The 17,144-nt window shown below is 60.9% G+C and carries 18 protein-coding genes; 13 read left to right on the forward strand and 5 right to left on the reverse strand.

What is annotated here, in order from left to right:
* Positions 1–92 precede the first annotated feature (92 nt).
* On the forward strand, positions 93–1,412 hold the full coding sequence (locus HU736_RS00300) for an MFS transporter (RefSeq protein ID WP_103436617.1): 1,320 nt from the start codon (positions 93–95) through the stop codon (positions 1,410–1,412).
* 30 nt (positions 1,413–1,442) lie between these two features.
* Here HU736_RS00300 and HU736_RS00305 read toward each other — a convergent pair whose 3' ends face one another.
* The 4 genes from HU736_RS00305 to flgA all read right to left on the reverse strand — a co-directional run bounded on the left by HU736_RS00305 (position 1,443) and on the right by flgA (position 3,997).
* A complete protein-coding gene (locus tag HU736_RS00305) occupies positions 1,443–2,186 on the reverse strand; it encodes a flagellar brake protein (protein WP_186698594.1) in 744 nt (247 codons plus the stop codon).
* A 78-nt stretch (positions 2,187–2,264) separates the two neighbouring features.
* Positions 2,265–2,732 carry a flagella synthesis protein FlgN gene (locus HU736_RS00310; RefSeq protein WP_101317752.1) on the reverse strand — a complete coding sequence of 156 codons (468 nt, stop codon included), beginning with the start codon at positions 2,730–2,732 and terminating at the stop codon, positions 2,265–2,267.
* Between the two features lie 48 nt (positions 2,733–2,780).
* Complete coding sequence (flgM, locus tag HU736_RS00315) at positions 2,781–3,092, reverse strand: flagellar biosynthesis anti-sigma factor FlgM (protein ID WP_186698597.1); 312 nt, start codon at positions 3,090–3,092, stop codon at positions 2,781–2,783.
* 152 nt (positions 3,093–3,244) lie between these two features.
* The gene (gene flgA, locus HU736_RS00320) at positions 3,245–3,997 is read right to left on the reverse strand and encodes a flagellar basal body P-ring formation chaperone FlgA (RefSeq protein WP_186698599.1); all 753 of its coding nucleotides are present in this window, start codon (positions 3,995–3,997) and stop codon (positions 3,245–3,247) included.
* Between the two features lie 65 nt (positions 3,998–4,062).
* On the opposite strand from flgA, the gene HU736_RS00325 reads away from it, so the two are divergent.
* Together HU736_RS00325 and cheR are read left to right on the forward strand one after the other, a co-directional pair.
* The gene (locus HU736_RS00325; protein WP_103436620.1) at positions 4,063–4,992 is read left to right on the forward strand and encodes a chemotaxis protein CheV; all 930 of its coding nucleotides are present in this window, start codon (positions 4,063–4,065) and stop codon (positions 4,990–4,992) included.
* Between the two features lie 49 nt (positions 4,993–5,041).
* Positions 5,042–5,869: a protein-glutamate O-methyltransferase CheR gene (gene cheR, locus HU736_RS00330; RefSeq protein WP_103436621.1), complete on the forward strand. Its 828-nt coding sequence runs from the start codon at positions 5,042–5,044 to the stop codon at positions 5,867–5,869.
* Positions 5,870–6,167: 298 nt separating this feature from the next.
* Here the strand turns inward: cheR and HU736_RS00335 are convergent, their stop codons facing one another.
* Positions 6,168–8,756 (reverse strand): autotransporter family protein, encoded by a 2,589-nt coding sequence (locus tag HU736_RS00335; protein WP_367615274.1) that lies wholly within the window; start codon positions 8,754–8,756, stop codon positions 6,168–6,170.
* Between the two features lie 352 nt (positions 8,757–9,108).
* On the opposite strand from HU736_RS00335, the gene flgB reads away from it, so the two are divergent.
* The 10 genes from flgB to flgJ all read left to right on the forward strand — a co-directional run bounded on the left by flgB (position 9,109) and on the right by flgJ (position 17,136).
* Positions 9,109–9,516, forward strand: a complete 408-nt coding sequence (gene flgB, locus HU736_RS00340) for a flagellar basal body rod protein FlgB (RefSeq protein WP_103436623.1) — start codon at positions 9,109–9,111, stop codon at positions 9,514–9,516.
* Positions 9,517–9,518: 2 nt separating this feature from the next.
* Complete coding sequence (flgC, locus tag HU736_RS00345; protein ID WP_101317767.1) at positions 9,519–9,962, forward strand: flagellar basal body rod protein FlgC; 444 nt, start codon at positions 9,519–9,521, stop codon at positions 9,960–9,962.
* A 15-nt stretch (positions 9,963–9,977) separates the two neighbouring features.
* Positions 9,978–10,679, forward strand: a complete 702-nt coding sequence (flgD, locus tag HU736_RS00350) for a flagellar hook assembly protein FlgD (protein ID WP_181107571.1) — start codon at positions 9,978–9,980, stop codon at positions 10,677–10,679.
* A gap of 27 nt (positions 10,680–10,706) precedes the next feature.
* On the forward strand, positions 10,707–12,053 hold the full coding sequence (flgE, locus tag HU736_RS00355) for a flagellar hook protein FlgE (RefSeq protein WP_186698603.1): 1,347 nt from the start codon (positions 10,707–10,709) through the stop codon (positions 12,051–12,053).
* Positions 12,054–12,124: 71 nt separating this feature from the next.
* Positions 12,125–12,310, forward strand: a complete 186-nt coding sequence (locus HU736_RS00360) for a hypothetical protein (RefSeq protein WP_103436626.1) — start codon at positions 12,125–12,127, stop codon at positions 12,308–12,310.
* Between the two features lie 180 nt (positions 12,311–12,490).
* Positions 12,491–13,231 (forward strand): flagellar basal body rod protein FlgF, encoded by a 741-nt coding sequence (locus tag HU736_RS00365; RefSeq protein ID WP_103436627.1) that lies wholly within the window; start codon positions 12,491–12,493, stop codon positions 13,229–13,231.
* Between the two features lie 46 nt (positions 13,232–13,277).
* Positions 13,278–14,063, forward strand: coding sequence for a flagellar basal-body rod protein FlgG (flgG, locus tag HU736_RS00370; RefSeq protein WP_101317777.1), 786 nt, complete (start codon positions 13,278–13,280; stop codon positions 14,061–14,063).
* A 47-nt stretch (positions 14,064–14,110) separates the two neighbouring features.
* Positions 14,111–14,806, forward strand: a complete 696-nt coding sequence (gene flgH / locus HU736_RS00375; RefSeq protein WP_103436628.1) for a flagellar basal body L-ring protein FlgH — start codon at positions 14,111–14,113, stop codon at positions 14,804–14,806.
* Positions 14,807–14,818: 12 nt separating this feature from the next.
* Positions 14,819–15,928, forward strand: a complete 1,110-nt coding sequence (locus HU736_RS00380) for a flagellar basal body P-ring protein FlgI (protein ID WP_101317781.1) — start codon at positions 14,819–14,821, stop codon at positions 15,926–15,928.
* A gap of 11 nt (positions 15,929–15,939) precedes the next feature.
* Positions 15,940–17,136 carry a flagellar assembly peptidoglycan hydrolase FlgJ gene (gene flgJ / locus HU736_RS00385; RefSeq protein ID WP_186698605.1) on the forward strand — a complete coding sequence of 399 codons (1,197 nt, stop codon included), beginning with the start codon at positions 15,940–15,942 and terminating at the stop codon, positions 17,134–17,136.
* The last annotated feature ends 8 nt before the right edge of the window (positions 17,137–17,144 follow it).

Below are 17,144 nucleotides of genomic sequence, written 5' to 3' on the forward strand. Positions count from 1 at the left end.
CATTTTTGCTGACTGCGGCCTGCAGCCCGGCCTGTTTGCCCTTATGCTTGCCAGCATACCCTCCACCTGAATCGGGAGCCCCTCAGGGACGCATGCGCCAGATCTGGAAGTCTTTTCGTTCACTGTACTTTGCTGCGCTGATGATGCTGATCGGCTCCGGTCTGCTCAGTACTTACCTGGCGCTGCGCCTGGCGGCTGACAACGTTGACAGTCTGTGGGTAGGTGCCTTGATGGCGGCCAACTACTTTGGTCTGGCGCTGGGCGGCAAGATCGGCCACCGACTGATTGCCCGGGTTGGGCATATCCGCGCCTACGCGACCTGCGCCGGTATCGTCGGCGCGGCGGTGCTGGGCCATGGCCTGACCGACCTGTTGCCGGTGTGGGTCGGGCTGCGGGTCATCGTCGGTCTGGGCATGATGTGTCAGTACATGGTCATCGAGAGCTGGCTCAATGAGCAGGCCGATGCCAAGCAACGCGGTGCCGTATTCAGCGGCTACATGATCGCTTCGTATTTGGGCCTGGTGCTGGGTCAGTTGATTCTGGTTGTGCACCCTGAACTTGGCCCTGAGCTGCTGATGCTGGTCGCCATGTGCTTCGCCCTGTGCCTGGTGCCCGTGGCGATGACCCGGCGCATTCACCCGGCGCCGTTGCATCCGGCACCGATGGAGCCGAAGTTCTTCATCAAGCGTGTGCCGCAGTCGCTGAGTACCGTGCTTGGCGCGGGTCTGATCGTCGGCTCGTTCTATGGTTTGGCGCCGCTGTACGCCTCCAATCAAGGCCTGAGCACAGAGCAGATCGGTTTGTTCATGGGTTGCTGCATCTTTGCCGGGTTGTTGGTGCAGTGGCCGCTGGGCTGGTTGTCCGACCGTTATGATCGCGCAGTGCTGATCCGCAGCGCGGCGGGCGGCCTGGCGCTGGCGGCGTTGCCGCTGGCGATCCTGCCCAGTGTGCCGTTGGAAGTGCTGTTTGCGGTCGGCTTTGTCATCTCGTTGTTGCAATTCTGCCTGTATCCGCTGGCGGTGGCTTTTTCCAATGACCATGTCGAGAGCGAGCGGCGGGTGTCGTTGACCGCGATGTTGCTGGTTACCTACGGCGTGGGCGCCTGTATCGGGCCGTTGGCGGCAGGCGTGCTGATGAAGCTGCTCGGGCCGCAGATGCTCTATGCATTCTTCCTGTTCTTCGCGCTGGTGCTGGTGTGGCGGATTCGACCGAAGGCGGTTACCGGTTTGCACCAGGTGGAGGATGCGCCGCTAGGACACGTCGCGATGCCGGCTGCTGGCTCGCCATTATCGGCGGCGCTCGACCCGCGGGTGGATGAGCAGACTGTGCAGGATGTGATGCAGACGCCAGTGGCGGCGGAGGATACCGAGGAGGATCAGGTCGGTCCTGAGGGCAGGCCTTCCGAGCTGTAAGGGCTGGGCCCGCATAGCGGGCCCGGAATCTCAGTAATCGTCTTTATCGAATCGCCGCGCTTCACGCTGCAGCTGGTAGACAAAACTTTCGATCTTGCGCTGCGCCTGGCCACTCAGGTTGTGGAAGCGTACGCCAGCGAAGGTGGTATTGATGCGTTCTTCGAAGTGCAGATGACGCAGCTCGACCATCACGTCCACCAGCCCCAACGGGTTGCCCGCCTTGAATCGCTCGTAAACCTGGCCCAATTGCAGACGCTCTTCTACGTCGCCTTCAAAACGCATCTTGCAGCCGGTGGCGGAGATGTCCAGCAGCTTGCCGCGCAGTGCGCCATTGCCCTTGATATGGGTACCATCAAGCGTCACATCGACCAACTGGGAGAGTTTCAGCGCGGCGCGGAACGCGTTGCGGCGCTGGTGGTAGACGACTTCTTCCGGCAGGGGGCCGCGGTAGCTGCGGTGGCCATCGACCTCGGTGATGGTCAATGGCGAGTTGCAATCCCAGGCGATACGCACGCCGTCATGGAAGCCTTCAACGCGGAACGGTTCGCCGTTCTCTATGAATTTTTCCCCGTCGCGCGGGATCATTTCATCCAGTGCCACGCTGTTGCTGTCACGGTCAACATCCACTACATAGCTCTGGAACCGCTGGCTACGCTCGTGGAAGGTGATGATCAGCGGATCGTGGCTATCCAGCAGTTGACGCAAGTTGGCGACAATTTCCAAAGGGGTATTGAGCACCTTTGGCGGCTGGGGAGCATCGGATTCATTGAACACGGGTTATAAATCTCCAGGCAAAAACGACACACGCAATTAACGGCATTTTGCCAGTAGTACCGTGCAATGTCAGAAAAATCACACTTGGCTAAGCGCCCGCGGTTTGACCATTGGCGAGGTTGCGCCACGGCTGTCATACAGCGACGGAGAGTCGCCGCCCATGAGGATGCGGATTTGATTGGATGTGGCGTTTTGCTGGACCTGGATGATCCGCCCGTTGGTCTCGTTGACCTGTTGGCAGGTATCCATCAGCTGGGTCAGCACACCGAGCTGCTGCATGATCAGCTCGCCGTTGGGCGAGAGGTCGGCAACTGCCTGCACACCGGCGCGATCCGCCGTGAGGCCGAGGCTGGTGAGCAGGTGATTGCGGCGCTGGCCCTGCTGCTCGAGCAGCACGATCAAAGACTGCTTGCGGGCGAGAATGGTCTCGAGCACTTCGATTTCACGGCCATGCAGGGCGACTGCCTCGTTCTGTAGCAGCTCGAGCAGTTCCTGGGTGGGCGCGATGTCGTCTTCGATCAGTTGCAGCAGGGTTGTGTCGTGCATGGCTGGCTCTTTGGCTTGTAGCGTCCTTGAAGTCAGCGCGCCGAAGGCTTAGCGCTGAGCTTCGAAATCAAGCAGTTTACTGGCGACTCGACCGGCATCGACCTGGTAGCTGCCGTCGGCGATCGCTTGTTTCAACTCAGCCACGCGGGCGCTGTTGACTACGGGCTGGTCGCGCAGCTTGTCGCTGATCTTCTGCAACTGCTGAGCCTCTTGGCTGAAATGTACCGCTTCTCCGCTGACGCTGGAGCGCGCTGGTGTTTCGCTGGCTTCACCGCTTTTTTCGGTGCTGCCGGCCGCGGTGCCACCGCGTACGCCGCCAACTGATGGCGAATTGTTCAAACGACTGAAGTCGATGACCATGATCAGAAACCTCTGGGTATTAAGACGCTTGCCTTGTTTTCGGCCAAGCCGAAGAAAACTTTAGGCACGAATACGAAGCTGCCTGTCAGCAAGCCTTCGCTACCCGATTTCTGACACAGTTTAGGTAATGCGGTTCCTTACCGCCAGCACTGTTACATCGCTACTTCGACCTGGCCGGGGCCGGTAACCCGCGCCTTGACCACCCGCTTGGAGTTGAGGTTGCGCACTCTGATCTGTTCGCTGAAGCCGCCCTTGCTCAGTGCTTCGCCGGGCATGCGTACGCTGAGGGTGCCGCTGCGGGCCACGATCACCACTTGATCGCCCTTGCGGATCAGCTCTGCCTGTTCAAGGTGCTGCGGGGTGATCACCTGGTCGAGCACCACCGGTCGCATCAGTTTCATGCCCACAGCCTGGTCCAGACTGCCGAGAAAACCCTGGCTGAGGGTGCCGACGTCGCGCTCGCGCAGGGTCACGTCGTCCTCGCTTACCACGCTTTCGCGCTTGAGCGGGCGGGCCATGACCACCACTTCGCGAAACAGCCTGACCTGGGCCGGTACAAACACCGTCCACGGCGCCGCGCTGTCACAGCGCACGCGTACCGTCACACGTCCGAGCGGCTGCGCCGGGCTTTCCAGCGACGCGTCCAGCGGCTGGCTGCACAATGGCATGCGCAGGCGCGGGTCCAGGTTGTTGATCTGGATTTCGTAACGCCCGGTGGTCTGGCTGGTGGCCAGATAATCTTCGACGGTGAATTCAAGAAACCCTTGAGTGACACCGATAAGCTGTTCAGGCAAGGTTACCGCGTCGGCCAGCGCCCGAGCGGCAGGTGCCAGCAGGCACAGCGCAGCCAGGCTAGAGGCCAGCAAGCGGGTCAATCGTCGGGAAAATGTCGTTTTCATGTACATGACGCTCAAAAAAGCAAAGCCCGTGCCGACTTTAATAAGAAGGCAGAAACGTTAAGGAGTCTGGCATGGCTGGTGTTATGGATTCGGTCAACCAGCGCACGCAGCTGGTTGGGCAGAATCGTCTGGAACTTTTGCTGTTTCGCCTCAATGGCGCTCAGTTGTACGGGATCAACGTGTTCAAGGTCCGTGAGGTGCTGCAGTGCCCGGCATTGACCGTGTTGCCCAAGTCGCACCCGGTGGTGCGCGGCGTAGCCAATATTCGCGGTGCGACCATTCCGATTCTTGATCTGTCGATGGCAACCGGCTTGCCCGGCCTGCAGGAAGACATCCGCAACAGTTTCGTGATCATCACCGAGTACAACACCAAGACGCAGGGCTTTTTGGTGCATTCGGTCGAGCGCATCGTCAACATGAACTGGGAGGAGATTCATCCGCCACCCAAGGGTACTGGCCGCGACCATTATCTGACGGCAGTGACCCGGGTCGACAATCGCATGGTCGAGATCATCGACGTGGAGAAGGTGCTGGCAGAAGTTGCGCCATCGTCCGAGTCGGTGTCTGTCGGCGTGGTCGACCAGGAGGTGCACAGCAAAGCGGTGTCGCTGCGCGTGTTGACGGTGGATGACTCGTCGGTAGCGCGCAAACAGGTCAGCCGTTGCCTGCAGACGGTCGGGGTCGAGGTGATCGCCCTGAATGATGGCCGTCAGGCGCTGGATTACCTGCGCAAGCTGGTCGATGACGGCAAGCGTCCGGAAGAGGAATTCCTGATGATGATTTCCGACATCGAGATGCCGGAAATGGACGGCTATACCCTGACTGCGGCAATTCGTAGTGATCCGCGCATGCAACAATTGCACATCGTCCTGCATACTTCGTTGTCTGGGGTGTTCAACCAGGCCATGGTCAAGAAGGTCGGGGCCGATGATTTCCTGGCCAAGTTCCGGCCGGACGATCTGGCTCAGCGGGTTGTTGACCGGATCAAGGCTACGCATTAAACCGGTCGGGGTACGCCCCGGCCTTAGCGATTGAAAAGAGGCGGTTGCATTGTCTACGGGTAATTTGGATTTCGAACAGTTCCGGGTCTTCCTGGAAAAAGCCTGTGGCATCCTGCTGGGCGAAAATAAGCAGTACCTGGTCTCCAGCCGTTTGAACAAGCTGATGGAGCAGCAGGGGATCAAGTCGCTTGGTGAGCTGGTGCAGCGTATCCAGACCCAGCCGCGCAGCGGTCTGCGTGAGCAGGTAGTCGATGCGATGACCACCAACGAGACTTTGTGGTTTCGCGATACCTATCCGTTCGAGGTGTTGAAGAACAAGGTCATCCCGGAGTTCATCAAGGGCAATCCGGGACAGCGCCTGCGCATCTGGTCGGCGGCCTGTTCGTCGGGGCAGGAGCCTTATTCTCTGTCGATGTCGATCGATGAGTTCGAGCGGGGCAATCTTGGCCAACTGAAAATGGGCGCGCAGATCGTCGCGACCGATTTGTCGGGGACCATGCTGACCAACTGCAAAAGCGGCGAGTACGACAGTCTGTCGATCGCCCGTGGTTTGTCGCAGGAGCGTCTGCAGCGCTACTTCGATGTGAAGGCGCCGGGGCGCTGGGCGATCAAGGCGCCGATCCGCAGTCGGGTCGAGTTTCGTTCGTTCAACCTGCTCGACAGCTATGCGAGCCTGGGCAAGTTCGATGTGGTGTTCTGCCGGAACGTGCTGATTTATTTCTCGGCGCAGGTGAAGCGCGACATCTTGCTGCGCATCCATGCCACGTTGAAGCCTGGGGGGTATTTGTTCCTGGGGGCTTCGGAGGCGCTCAATGGGTTGCCTGATCATTATCAGATGGTCCAGTGCAGTCCCGGGATTATTTATCAGGCCAAGTGATATGGCCCCTGTTCCGTTGCGCTGACTGTTGGGGCGGCCTTGCCGGATCGCCGGCCATCCATGGCCGTCACCTCCCTGCGCAAGACCTGCGCTCGGGCTCCTGAGTCGCCGGTGGATCAAGATCACCAGCAGATCAAGATCAAGAGCACGCCTCGCTGCGCTGGCGCAGATCAAGAGCGGGGCGCCCGCAGCGGCCCCAGCTTCAGCGCCATCACCACACAGCCAATAAAAAAGGCCAGCGTCAATCGACGCCAGCCTCTTCCAGAACAACAACCAATCAACCCCTCACAAGGTCAACTCAGAAGTCATACCGTACCTTGGCCGAGAACACATCGGCATCAAATCCGGACTTGCCGATGTAGTCATAATTCAGACCCACCGTCACAGCGCCCAACTTGTAATCAGCCCCCACGCCCGCTTCGTAACTGTTGCGCACCGCATCAGCTCCGTTCGTCACGAACGGCGTATTGCCCAGCAGGAAGGTAGACGTACTGCTGGCCTGGTCGGCCGCGAAGTCGTGATAGCCCATCAACTTGAACTGCGGTTCCAGCGTCCCGGCGCCCAGGCCAACGCTTCCGGCAACCCGAACCCCAGCCCCCAGCTCGATCGCTTCATAACGCTGATCTTCGATCTTCAGCGCAGCAGAAGAACCTTTCTCACGGTAACCATCGATTTCCACTCGGCTGTAACGCGCTGCCAGGCGCGGCTCGATCAGCAACTGTGGGTTGATCCGGTAGGTATAACCTCCAACCAGATTCAGGCCCAGCAGGTCGCTGTCGTAGTCAGCCTTGGCGCGGGTGCCGGCGATGTCGCGCTTGCCTTCGTTGTCGTTGAAGCCGTAAGTCAGGCTGGCGTCAACGAAGTAGTTACCCTGCTCAAAGCCGCCGTACAGGGTGAATGCGTGGCTGTCGACTTCGGTCTGGTTGCCGCTTTTGCCGTTGACGTCGGTATTGATGAAGCTGTACGCCAGGCCCAGGGTCAGCTGGTCGTTGAGCTTGCCATCAGCACCTACCGCGATGCCGCGGCTGTAGGCGTTGTAGCCGGCAATGCCGTCGCGCTGGCCTTGGCTCGCATCGCTGTACAGCGACTGAATCCACACGCCGGTCTGCTGGAGCGTGTCGCCCGACGAAGCGCCGCGCAGGCCGCTGGTGCGGCTGGTGGTCACGCCGTTGACCAGGCTTTGGCTGGTGGTCGCTGCCTGGGTAGCACCGCCGTTGGTTTCCGGGGTCAGCTGTTCGGCAATCTTGGCCAGCTGCTTGCTGTCGGCGTTGGCCGCAGCGCGCAGCAGGGGGTCATTGGCGGCAAGCTTGGCGAGGACGCCGTCCTTGGCCAGGGCGCCGAGCGCGCGTTTGTGGTTGATGGTGCCGCCATTCAGATCCAGCACGTGGTCGATGCCTTGCTGATTCTTGGTGGTGACCACCGCCACGACCGTGTTGCCTTCGACAGCGCTGGTGTCGACATCGAGCAGTGCCGAGGTGCTGGTGACCAGCGGAGCACCTTGCAGCTCGCCGGCCTCTATCAGCTTGAAACGGCTGCCGTTGGCGCTGAAGTCACTACCGCGTGCAGTCAGTTTCAGTTGCGCACCTTCGCCGAATTCAGCGGTGCCGCTGACGCTGACGACGGCGCGAGCAGGGTTGGTGTCGGCGCCCAGGGTCAGGCCCAGTGCCGAGTTGCCAGCAACATATAGGTTGCCGTCGATGGTGGTGTGCGCCGACTGCAGTGCCAGGGTCGCCGAGTTGCCGCCTGAAACCGAACCGACGTCGATCCAGCCGTTGTCCTTGAGGCGAATGTTGGAGCCGTCAGCGGAACTGTCGGTGCCCGTGAAGGAGGTGTCGGCCTCGACTTCGATGTTCGACAGGTCGATCAGGTTGCCGACGATCACGCTGCCTTTGCGCAGGATCAACTCGACCGGGCGGTTGGCTTCGGAGGCATCGATCGCTTCATCCTGAGAGATGATGGTGCCGCTGTTGAAGATGTTCAGATCGCCGTGCAACTGGTACTGAGGTTGCAGGCCCGGGCCGTCGAAGTCGACGTTGCCGATGGTGATTGCCGCGTCTTCGGCAATGATGGTGCCGGTGTTGAGCAGGTGTACGCCATCGGCGGTGCTCAGGCTGGCGCCGTCGAGCATGATGCCGTTGGCGTCGTTGCCGGTGGCGATGATGGTGCCGTGGTTTTCGATGCCGGCCAGGTCGACCATGTCGCCGCGGTTGCTGGTGGTGGCGTCGATGGCAGTGGCGCCTTCGCCGCTGACGACGATGCTGCCGTAGTTGATCACCTTGCCATTGATGGTGCCGCCTTCGAGGTTGATCCCGCGGGCGCTTTCGCCGCTGGCCACGATACGGCCGCTGTCGGCGTTGATCAGGTCGCCTTCGATCAGCGAGGTGCCGGAGAAGTCCAGCGCGCGAGCGACATCGGTGCCGCCGCCGTCGGTCAGTGGCTCGCCGATGGCCGACAGCAAACCCTGGTTGATCAGGCTGCCGCCGATCCGCGCTGGATCGATCATGAGCGCGTTGGCGCCGCCGCCGGTGGCGCTGATGCTGCCTTTGTTGATGACGTCGCCGGCGATGTCGTTGCGTGCCCAGCTCAGGCCATCTTCCCAGCTGTCCATGTCCACGCCGCCGGCAAAGTCGCCGCTGCTGTCGATGGTGCTGTTGAGGATCAGGTCGCCGGTAATCGTCGAGCCGTTCAGTTCAATGGCGTCTTCATCGCTGCCGCCGGTGTAGCTGCCGGTGAATTCGAGATTGCCGTAGTGAGTCTGGTGCTCGCTCTTGAAGCCGGCGTTGGTCAGGTTGACCACCTGGTTGGCGAGCGGTACGGCAAAGGCGGGGAGGGCGCTGGCGGTGATGGCCAGGGCCAGCAGGGTCTTGCGGAAGATAACGGGAGCCACGGTTCTGTCCTTGAAAAACGGGGGAGCAAACGGTGCGCATCCATGCATGGCTCTAGGCAGTAAGTCAGGCGACTACGGCCTGAGGGGCCGCATGTTTGCGCGGCGCGAATCCTATCCTAAAATAGTGGCCAATTGATATTTTCGTTGGCGTCAATTTTTTGATTTGCCGCTTTTGCCGCCTAACTATTGCCGCCCGCCCCCCATTAAGCGGAAGCACTTTGCCGCTTTTCTGGCATCCATATGCTCCCAAGCAAGGCTGAACGCCCTGATTCCGTGCCTTCCAGCTCTTTGGCACAAGCCTTGCTATAACTTCGCCAACGTCACTCCGGCCCACCGGCGAAGGTTTGCATCCATGAGCATCAGTTTCGACAAAGCGCTTGGCATCCATGAAAAAGCCTTGGGTTTCCGCGCCCAGCGCGCAGAAGTCCTGGCCAACAACATCACCAACGCCGACACGCCCAACTACAAGGCGCGTGACATGGACTTTTCGTCGGTGCTCGCTGCCGAGAGCGACAAGCAGCAAAACGGCCGCTTCGCGCTCGACCGCACCAACACCCGCCACATCGATGCGCAAGGTCTGGCCATGGGCGACGACGCCCTCAAGTACCGCACGCCGACACAGCCGTCGGTCGACCAGAACACCGTCGACGCTCAGGTCGAGCAGGCCAACTACACCGAAAACGCGATCGGTTTCCAGGCCAGCTTCACTTTGCTCAACAGTAAATTCAAAGGGCTGGTATCGGCCCTGCGCGGAGAGTAACCATGTCCCTTTCCAACGTTTTCAATATCGCCGGTAGCGGCATGAGCGCGCAGAACACCCGCCTCAACACCGTCGCTTCGAACATTGCCAACGCCGAGACGGTCTCGTCGAGCATCGATCAGACCTACCGCGCACGTCACCCCGTGTTCGCCACCACCTTCCAGCAGGCTCAGGCCGGCATGGGGCAGTCGTTGTTCGAGGACCAGGGTGAAGCGGGGCAGGGCGTGCAGGTGACGGGCATCATCGAAGACCAGAGCAATCTGGAAGCCCGCTACCAGCCTAATCACCCGGCGGCCAACAAGGACGGCTACGTCTACTACCCGAACGTCAACGTGGTCGAAGAAATGGCTGACATGATCTCGGCGAACCGTTCGTTCCAGACCAATGCTGAGCTGATGAACACTGCCAAGACCATGATGCAGAAGGTACTGACCCTGGGTCAGTGATAAGGAATCCGGACCATGGCTATCAACAGTACCAACCTCAATGACGTGATCACGGCTTCTGGTGTCAGTACCGGCACCAAGAAAACGGCCACCGACACCGCCTCCAAGACCGGCACCGATTCGCTGGGCAAGGACGCGTTTCTGCAACTGCTGGTTACCCAGATGCAGCACCAGAACCCGCTCGATCCGCAGGAGAACGGTGAGTTCGTCGCTCAGCTGGCGCAGTTCAGCAGCCTTGAAGGCATCACCTCGCTGAACGAGTCGGTCAACAGCATTACCAGTTCGCTCGGCTCGTCGCAGGCGCTGCAGGCGTCGTCGCTGGTCGGTCGTTCGGTGATCGTGCAGAACGACAAGGCCGTGGTCGACACCGCCGATAGCTTCAACGGCCAGATCGTTGTGCCGCAGGCCATCAGCGAAGCCAAGATCACGGTCAAGGACAAGGACGGCAACACCGTCAAGACCATCGAGCTGGGTGAGCAGAAAGCCGGTTACGCCGACTTCATCTGGGATGGCACCAACGACAAGGGCGTCAAGGTCGATCCAGGTACTTACACCTTCACTGCCAGCACCACCTTCGAGGGCAAGTCGGTACAGATGAATACGCTGTTGCCGGCCAAGGTCACCAGCGTCAGTTTCAGCGCCAGCGGCGAAATGGTGCTCAACCTTGCCGGCGTCGGCAAGGTCTCTCTCTCCGACGTCCAAACCATCGGTATCTAAGGCCAGAACGGCACAAGGAGCAACAGCATGTCTTTCAATATCGGCCTTAGCGGTCTGTACGCAGCCAACAAGCAACTCGACGTTACCGGCAACAACATTGCCAACGTCAACACCACCGGCTTCAAGTCTTCCCGTGCGGAATTTGCCGACGTCTACGCCGGCGCCAACCGCCTCGGTGTGGGCAAGAACCAGATCGGCAACGGTGTGCGTCTGGCGGCGGTCTCGCAGCAGTTCAGCCAGGGTGACGTCAACAACACCGGCAACGTGCTCGACATGGGTATCCAGGGTCAGGGCTTCTTCGTGCTCTCGGACAATGGCAGTCAGGTGTACACCCGTGCCGGTGCGTTCCAGAACAACAAAGACAACTTCGTGGTGACCTCCGATGGTCTGCGTCTGCAGGGCTATGCCGCTGACTCCAACGGCAAGATCCAGAAGGGCATCCTCACCGACCTGAGGATCGACACCTCGGCGCTGGCGCCAAAGGCCACCACCCTGATCGATCAGGGCATCAACCTCAACTCCTCGGCCACCTCGATCCCGCTGCCGGCTTCCCCGCCTGGCCCGGGTGACATCGTCTTCGACCCGTCTGACGAAACCTCGTACACCAAGTCGTTCCCGACCAAGGTTTACGACAGTCAGGGCAACGAGCACACCATGGAGCAGTTCTATCGCAAGACCGACAAGAACGAATGGACCATGTACACCTTGATCGATGGCCGTAACCCGATGGACCCAACCAGCACCGCACCGCTGGTCGGTACTGTCAGCTTCAACGAAGATGGCAGTGTTGCTTCCATGGCCGCCGATCAGGCAGGCCTGCCTGCTGGTGGTGAGTGGAGCGTGACCAATAACACCTTCACCATGAAGGGCTGGATCCCGGCCGAGAAAGACGCTGCCGGTAACTGGGGCTCCAATGGCTCGGCAGGCAATGCCGATGGCATGCGTCTGTCGATGAACAGTACCAGCTCGTACAACAACGAGACCGCGCGCACGTCGCAGTCCCAGGATGGCTACGCCACCGGTACCCTGTCGAGCCTGAGCATCGACTCCACCGGCGTCATGTTCGCCAGCTTCAGCAACCAGCAGTCGCGTGCGATCGGCCAGGTGGCGCTGGCCAGCTTCGCCAACGAGCAAGGCCTGCAGCAGATTGGTGGTACCCGTTGGACCGAGACCTTCTCGTCAGGCATTCCGGGCATCGATTCGCCGAAGACCGGCACCCTGGGCGGCGTCGAGTCCAACTCGCTGGAAGCCTCCAACGTCAACCTGACCCAGGAGCTGGTCGAGCTGATCAAGGCGCAGAGCAACTACCAGGCCAACGCCAAGACCATCTCGACTGAAAGCACCATCATGCAGACCATCATCCAGATGGCTTGATGAAGTACTGAAGTCCAGTGGTAGACGGGCCCCTTCACTGTAAGGGGCTTGTCGTTTTCAGGGGGGGGGACATGAACAAGCTGATCATCGCCGGCGCTGCAGTGTTGTATCTGCTGCAGGCGCAGGCCGGCACCGCGCCGTGGTGGCGTTGGGAGAGCCAGGTGGACGGCCGGCTGGTCTGTTCACAGTGGTCGCCGGGCGATGGCTGGAAGCGTTTTGCCGGCCCGTTCAACAATGCCGGTTGCCGCGAGTTGTAGCCTGTTGCCGGCGGCGGCAAGCAAGCGCCGGATATCCGGCGTGGGTATTTCCCCTTTATCGCCCAAGAGCCCGTAAACACGGGCTTTTTCATGCTTTGCCAAAGTTGGTTCGGAACTTGCTTTATTGCCTGTATAGCAGCGGCGAGCGGCAAGCAATCGCCAGTGCAGCGGAGGAAGACTGTGGACAAGATGCTTTACGTGGCCATGACCGGCGCCAGCCAGAACGCGCTGGCGCAAAAGGCCCATGCCAACAACCTGGCGAACGTTTCAACCAATGGCTTCCAGCGTGACCTGGAGCAGGCGCGCTCGATTCCGGTGTTTGGCGACAGCTTTCCGTCGCGGGCGTTTGCTCTGTCCGAGCGTCCGGCCACCGACTTCACTGGCGGTGCGCTGGTCGAGACCGGCCGTGAGCTGGATGTTGCTGTGGCCGGCAATGGCTTCATCGCCGTGCAGGCCCCTGATGGCAGCGAAGCCTATGTACGCACCGGCAGCCTCAATATCGATGCCTTGGGCGTACTGCGCGCTGGCAACGGCATGCCGGTGATAGGCAATGGCGGCCCGATTGCCGTGCCGCCGGAGCAGAAGGTCGAGATCGGCGAAGACGGCACTATCAGCATTCGCGCTATGGGTGAAGATCCGCGGGTGATGGCCGAGGTCGACCGGATCAAGCTGGTCAACCCGGATATCAAGGGCCTGACCAAAGGCATCGACGGCATGATCCATACCGCCAGCGGCCAGCCGGCGGATGCCGACATCAACGTCAAGGTAGTCTCGGGCTTCCTCGAGTCGAGCAACGTCAATGCCGTCGAAGAAATGACCTCGGTGCTGGCCTTGTCGCGCCAGTTCGAACTGCACGTGAAGATGATGAACACGGCCAAGGAAGGCGATGAAGCCATGGCTCGGGTTTTGCAAATCAGCTAATCAATTTTGAACGGGTGCCGAAAAACAGGCGCGCGAGGAGAACACTATGCTTCCGGCACTTTGGGTCGCCAAGACTGGTTTGTCCGCCCAGGACACCAACCTGACGGTCATTTCCAACAACCTGGCCAACGTTTCGACCACCGGCTTCAAGCGTGATCGCGCCGAATTTCAGGACCTGCTGTATCAGATCAAACGCCAGCCTGGCGCCCAGTCGACCCAGGACAGCGAGCTGCCTTCGGGTCTGCAGGTCGGTACCGGTGTGCGCATCGTCGGCACCCAGAAGAACTTCCAGACCGGCAGCCTGCAAACCACCGAGAACCCGCTCGACCTGGCTGTGAACGGTCGCGGCTTCTTCCAGGTCTTGCAGCCTGATGGCACCGTGTCCTACACCCGTGACGGTACCTTCCACCTGAACTCCGATGGCCAGGTCGTGACCGCCAATGGCTTTGCCCTGGAGCCTGCGATTGTCGTACCCAACGACGCCCAGACCTTCACCGTGGGCCAGGACGGTACCGTGTCGATCACCACCGCCGGCAACCCGGCGGCGCAGATCATCGGCAACCTGCAGACGGCTGACTTCATCAACCCGGCAGGCCTGCAGGCAATGGGCAACAACCTGTTCCTTGAAACCGCCGCCAGCGGCGCACCGCAGGTCGGTACGCCTGGCCTGAACGGCTTTGGCACCACCTTGCAACAGACCTTGGAAAACTCCAACGTCAGCACCGTGGAAGAGCTGGTCAACATGATCACCACCCAGCGTGCCTACGAGATGAACTCCAAAGTCATCTCGACCGCCGACAAGATGCTCGGGTTCGTCACCCAGCAGCTGTAAACCTTAGGTCGCTGTTGCAGCGCCAGTTCTACCGTGAGGGAAGCGTCATGAGTCGTCTGTTGTCCGTATTCGCCCTGGGTGGGGCGGTGTTGTTGGCCGGTTGCGTCGCGCCGACGCCCAAGCCCAACGACCCGTACTACGCGCCGGTGTTGCCGCGCACCCCATTGCCGGCGTCGGCCAACAACGGCTCGATTTACCAGGCCGGTTTCGAACAGAACCTGTATGGCGACCGCAAGGCGTTCCGGGTGGGTGACATCATCACGATCACCCTCAACGAGCGTACTTCGGCGAGCAAGAGTGCCAACTCGCAGGTGGGCAAGGACAGCAAGGCCAACCTCGGTTTGACCTCGTTGTTCGGCGCCATCCCTAACACCAATAACCCGTTGGGCAGTGGTGACCTGTCGCTCGAGGCCGGCTACAGCGGTAGCCGCGCCACCAAAGGTGACAGCAAGGCGGCCCAGGGCAACACCTTGACCGGTTCGGTCACGGTGACCGTCGCGGAAGTCCTGCCCAACGGCATCATCGCCGTGCGTGGCGAGAAGTGGATGACGCTCAACACCGGCGACGAGCTGGTGCGGATTGCCGGGCTGGTGCGCGCCGATGACATTGCCACCGACAACACCGTGCCGTCGACCCGCGTCGCCGATGCGCGCATCACCTATTCGGGTACCGGCTCGTTTGCCGATGCCAGCCAGCCCGGTTGGCTGGACCGCTTCTTCCTCAGCCCGCTTTGGCCTTTCTGAGTACGGATGCCCATGCTTAATTTCAGGCAGCTGATTGCCGCCACCGTGCTTGTATCCTGTGCGTTCAGTGCCCACGCCGAGCGCCTCAAGGACATCGCCAGTATCTCCGGCGTGCGCACCAACCAGTTGATCGGTTATGGCCTGGTGGTCGGCTTGAACGGCACCGGCGACCAGACCACGCAGACCCCGTTCACCCTGCAGACCTTCAACAACATGCTCTCGCAGTTCGGCATCAAGGTGCCGCCAGGCTCGGGTAACGTGCAGCTGAAGAACGTCGCCGCGGTGTCGATCCATGCTGATCTGCCGGCGTTCGCCAAGCCGGGGCAGGTGGTGGATATCACCGTGTCGTCGATCGGTAACTCCAAGAGCCTGCGCGGTGGCAGCCTGCTGATGACCCCGCTCAAGGGTATCGACGGCAACGTCTACGCCATCGCCCAGGGCAACCTTGTGGTCGGCGGTTTTGACGCCGAAGGCCGCGATGGCTCGAAGATCACCGTCAACGTGCCCTCGGCTGGGCGCATCCCTGGCGGTGCCAGTGTCGAGCGGGCCGTGCCGAGTGGTTTCAACCAGGGCAACAGCCTCACCCTGAACCTCAATCGCCCTGACTTCACCACCGCGAAGCGCATCGTCGACAAGGTCAACGAGCTGCTCGGCCCAGGTGTTGCCCAGGCCCTCGATGGCGGTTCGGTGCGGGTCACCGCGCCGATGGACCCAAGCCAGCGCGTCGACTACCTGTCGATCCTGGAGAACCTCGAGATCGATCCGGGCCAGGCCGTGGCCAAGGTCATCATCAACTCGCGTACCGGCACCATCGTCATCGGCCAGAACGTCAAGGTTTCGCCGGCTGCGGTTACCCACGGCAGCCTCACCGTGACCATTACCGAAGACCCGATCGTCAGCCAGCCGGGGCCGTTCTCCAATGGCCAGACGGCTGTGGTGCCACGCTCGCGCGTGAACGCCGAGCAGGAAGCCAAACCGATGTTCAAGTTCGGCCCGGGCACTACGCTGGATGAGATCGTCCGAGCGGTCAACCAGGTCGGGGCAGCGCCCAGTGACTTGATGGCCATCCTTGAAGCGCTGAAACAGGCCGGTGCTCTGCAAGCCGACCTGATCGTGATTTGAGGACGCTTTAGATGAATTCCAAGAGTCTGGTTTCCAGCCAAGCCGACAGCGGTGCCTACACCGACCTCAACCGCCTGACCTCGCTCAAGCACGGTGATCGTGACAGCGAAGCGAACGTGCGCAAGGTCGCCCAAGAGTTCGAGTCGCTGTTCATCAGCGAGATGCTCAAGGCTTCGCGCAAGGCCAGTGACGTGCTCGCTGAAGACAACGAGCTGAACACCGAAACGGTCAAGCAGTACCGCGACATGTACGATCAGCAGCTGTCCGTGAGCATGTCCCGCGAAGGTGGCGGCATCGGCTTGCAGGATGTGCTGGTGCGGCAGTTGTCCAAGCAGAAAAATCCAGTGGCGACGCCTAACCCGTTCCTGCGCGGCGAAGGCGCTGGCCCGGCGCTGTGGGGGAACAAGGTGGCGACTCCGGTACACGGCGATACCAGCAGTGCTGCGCGCAATGACGTGGCTGCGCTCAATTCGCGGCGCTTGTCGCTGCCTGGCAAGCTGACCGATCGGCTGCTGGCCGGGATTGTGCCGTCCGCCGGTAACCCGGCACTGGCCGGCAATGGTGCGGCGCTGCCGGCGCGTGACGGGCAGCTGGTCAATGGCGTGGTCAAGGGCGACTGGGAGCCAGCGCAAGCGTTTGCTGCCGCCGATGGCGGTACGCGCATCCTCGGTCGGGCCATGGCCCAGCCACCGTTGGCGCCGAAAAGGGCCTTCGGCAACAGTGACGAATTCGTCTCGACCATGCTGCCAATGGCTCAACAAGCGGCCAAGCGCATCGGCATCGACCCGCGCTACCTGGTGGCTCAGGCCGCACTGGAAACCGGTTGGGGCAAGTCGGTTATGCGCAACACCGATGGCAGCAGCAGCCACAACCTGTTCGGCATCAAGGCCACTGGCAGTTGGCAGGGCGGTGAAGCGCGGGCGATCACCAGCGAGTTCCGCGATGGCGCCTTCGTCAAGGAGACCGCCGCGTTCCGTTCCTACGACTCCTACCAGGACAGCTTCCACGACCTGGTCAGCCTGCTGCAGAACAATGCGCGCTATCAAGATGCGGTCAAGTCGGCCGATAACCCAGAACAGTTTGTGCGAGAGCTGCAGAAGGCGGGGTACGCAACCGACCCGAACTACGCCAGCAAGATCTCGCAGATTGCTAAACAGATGAAGTCGTACGAGAGCTACGCAATGCTCGGTACCACCACGCAACGTTAAGGGTAGAG

It is taken from the genome of Pseudomonas shirazensis (genome assembly GCF_014268785.2).
Lineage (GTDB): Bacteria > Pseudomonadota > Gammaproteobacteria > Pseudomonadales > Pseudomonadaceae > Aquipseudomonas > Aquipseudomonas shirazensis.

What these genes read in the sequence shown, in the direction of transcription:
- HU736_RS00300 (WP_103436617.1), top strand. Translation starts at nt 93, where the DNA reads ATGCGCCAGATCTGGAAGTCTTTTCGTTCACTGTACTTTGCTGCGCTG.
- HU736_RS00310 (WP_101317752.1), bottom strand. Translation starts at nt 2,732, where the DNA reads ATGCACGACACAACCCTGCTGCAACTGATCGAAGACGACATCGCGCCC.
- flgM (WP_186698597.1), bottom strand. Translation starts at nt 3,092, where the DNA reads ATGGTCATCGACTTCAGTCGTTTGAACAATTCGCCATCAGTTGGCGGC.
- flgA (WP_186698599.1), bottom strand. Translation starts at nt 3,997, where the DNA reads ATGTACATGAAAACGACATTTTCCCGACGATTGACCCGCTTGCTGGCC.
- HU736_RS00325 (WP_103436620.1), top strand. Translation starts at nt 4,063, where the DNA reads ATGGCTGGTGTTATGGATTCGGTCAACCAGCGCACGCAGCTGGTTGGG.
- flgB (WP_103436623.1), top strand. Translation starts at nt 9,109, where the DNA reads ATGAGCATCAGTTTCGACAAAGCGCTTGGCATCCATGAAAAAGCCTTG.
- flgC (WP_101317767.1), top strand. Translation starts at nt 9,519, where the DNA reads ATGTCCCTTTCCAACGTTTTCAATATCGCCGGTAGCGGCATGAGCGCG.
- flgD (WP_181107571.1), top strand. Translation starts at nt 9,978, where the DNA reads ATGGCTATCAACAGTACCAACCTCAATGACGTGATCACGGCTTCTGGT.
- flgE (WP_186698603.1), top strand. Translation starts at nt 10,707, where the DNA reads ATGTCTTTCAATATCGGCCTTAGCGGTCTGTACGCAGCCAACAAGCAA.
- HU736_RS00360 (WP_103436626.1), top strand. Translation starts at nt 12,125, where the DNA reads ATGAACAAGCTGATCATCGCCGGCGCTGCAGTGTTGTATCTGCTGCAG.
- flgG (WP_101317777.1), top strand. Translation starts at nt 13,278, where the DNA reads ATGCTTCCGGCACTTTGGGTCGCCAAGACTGGTTTGTCCGCCCAGGAC.
- flgH (WP_103436628.1), top strand. Translation starts at nt 14,111, where the DNA reads ATGAGTCGTCTGTTGTCCGTATTCGCCCTGGGTGGGGCGGTGTTGTTG.
- HU736_RS00380 (WP_101317781.1), top strand. Translation starts at nt 14,819, where the DNA reads ATGCTTAATTTCAGGCAGCTGATTGCCGCCACCGTGCTTGTATCCTGT.
- flgJ (WP_186698605.1), top strand. Translation starts at nt 15,940, where the DNA reads ATGAATTCCAAGAGTCTGGTTTCCAGCCAAGCCGACAGCGGTGCCTAC.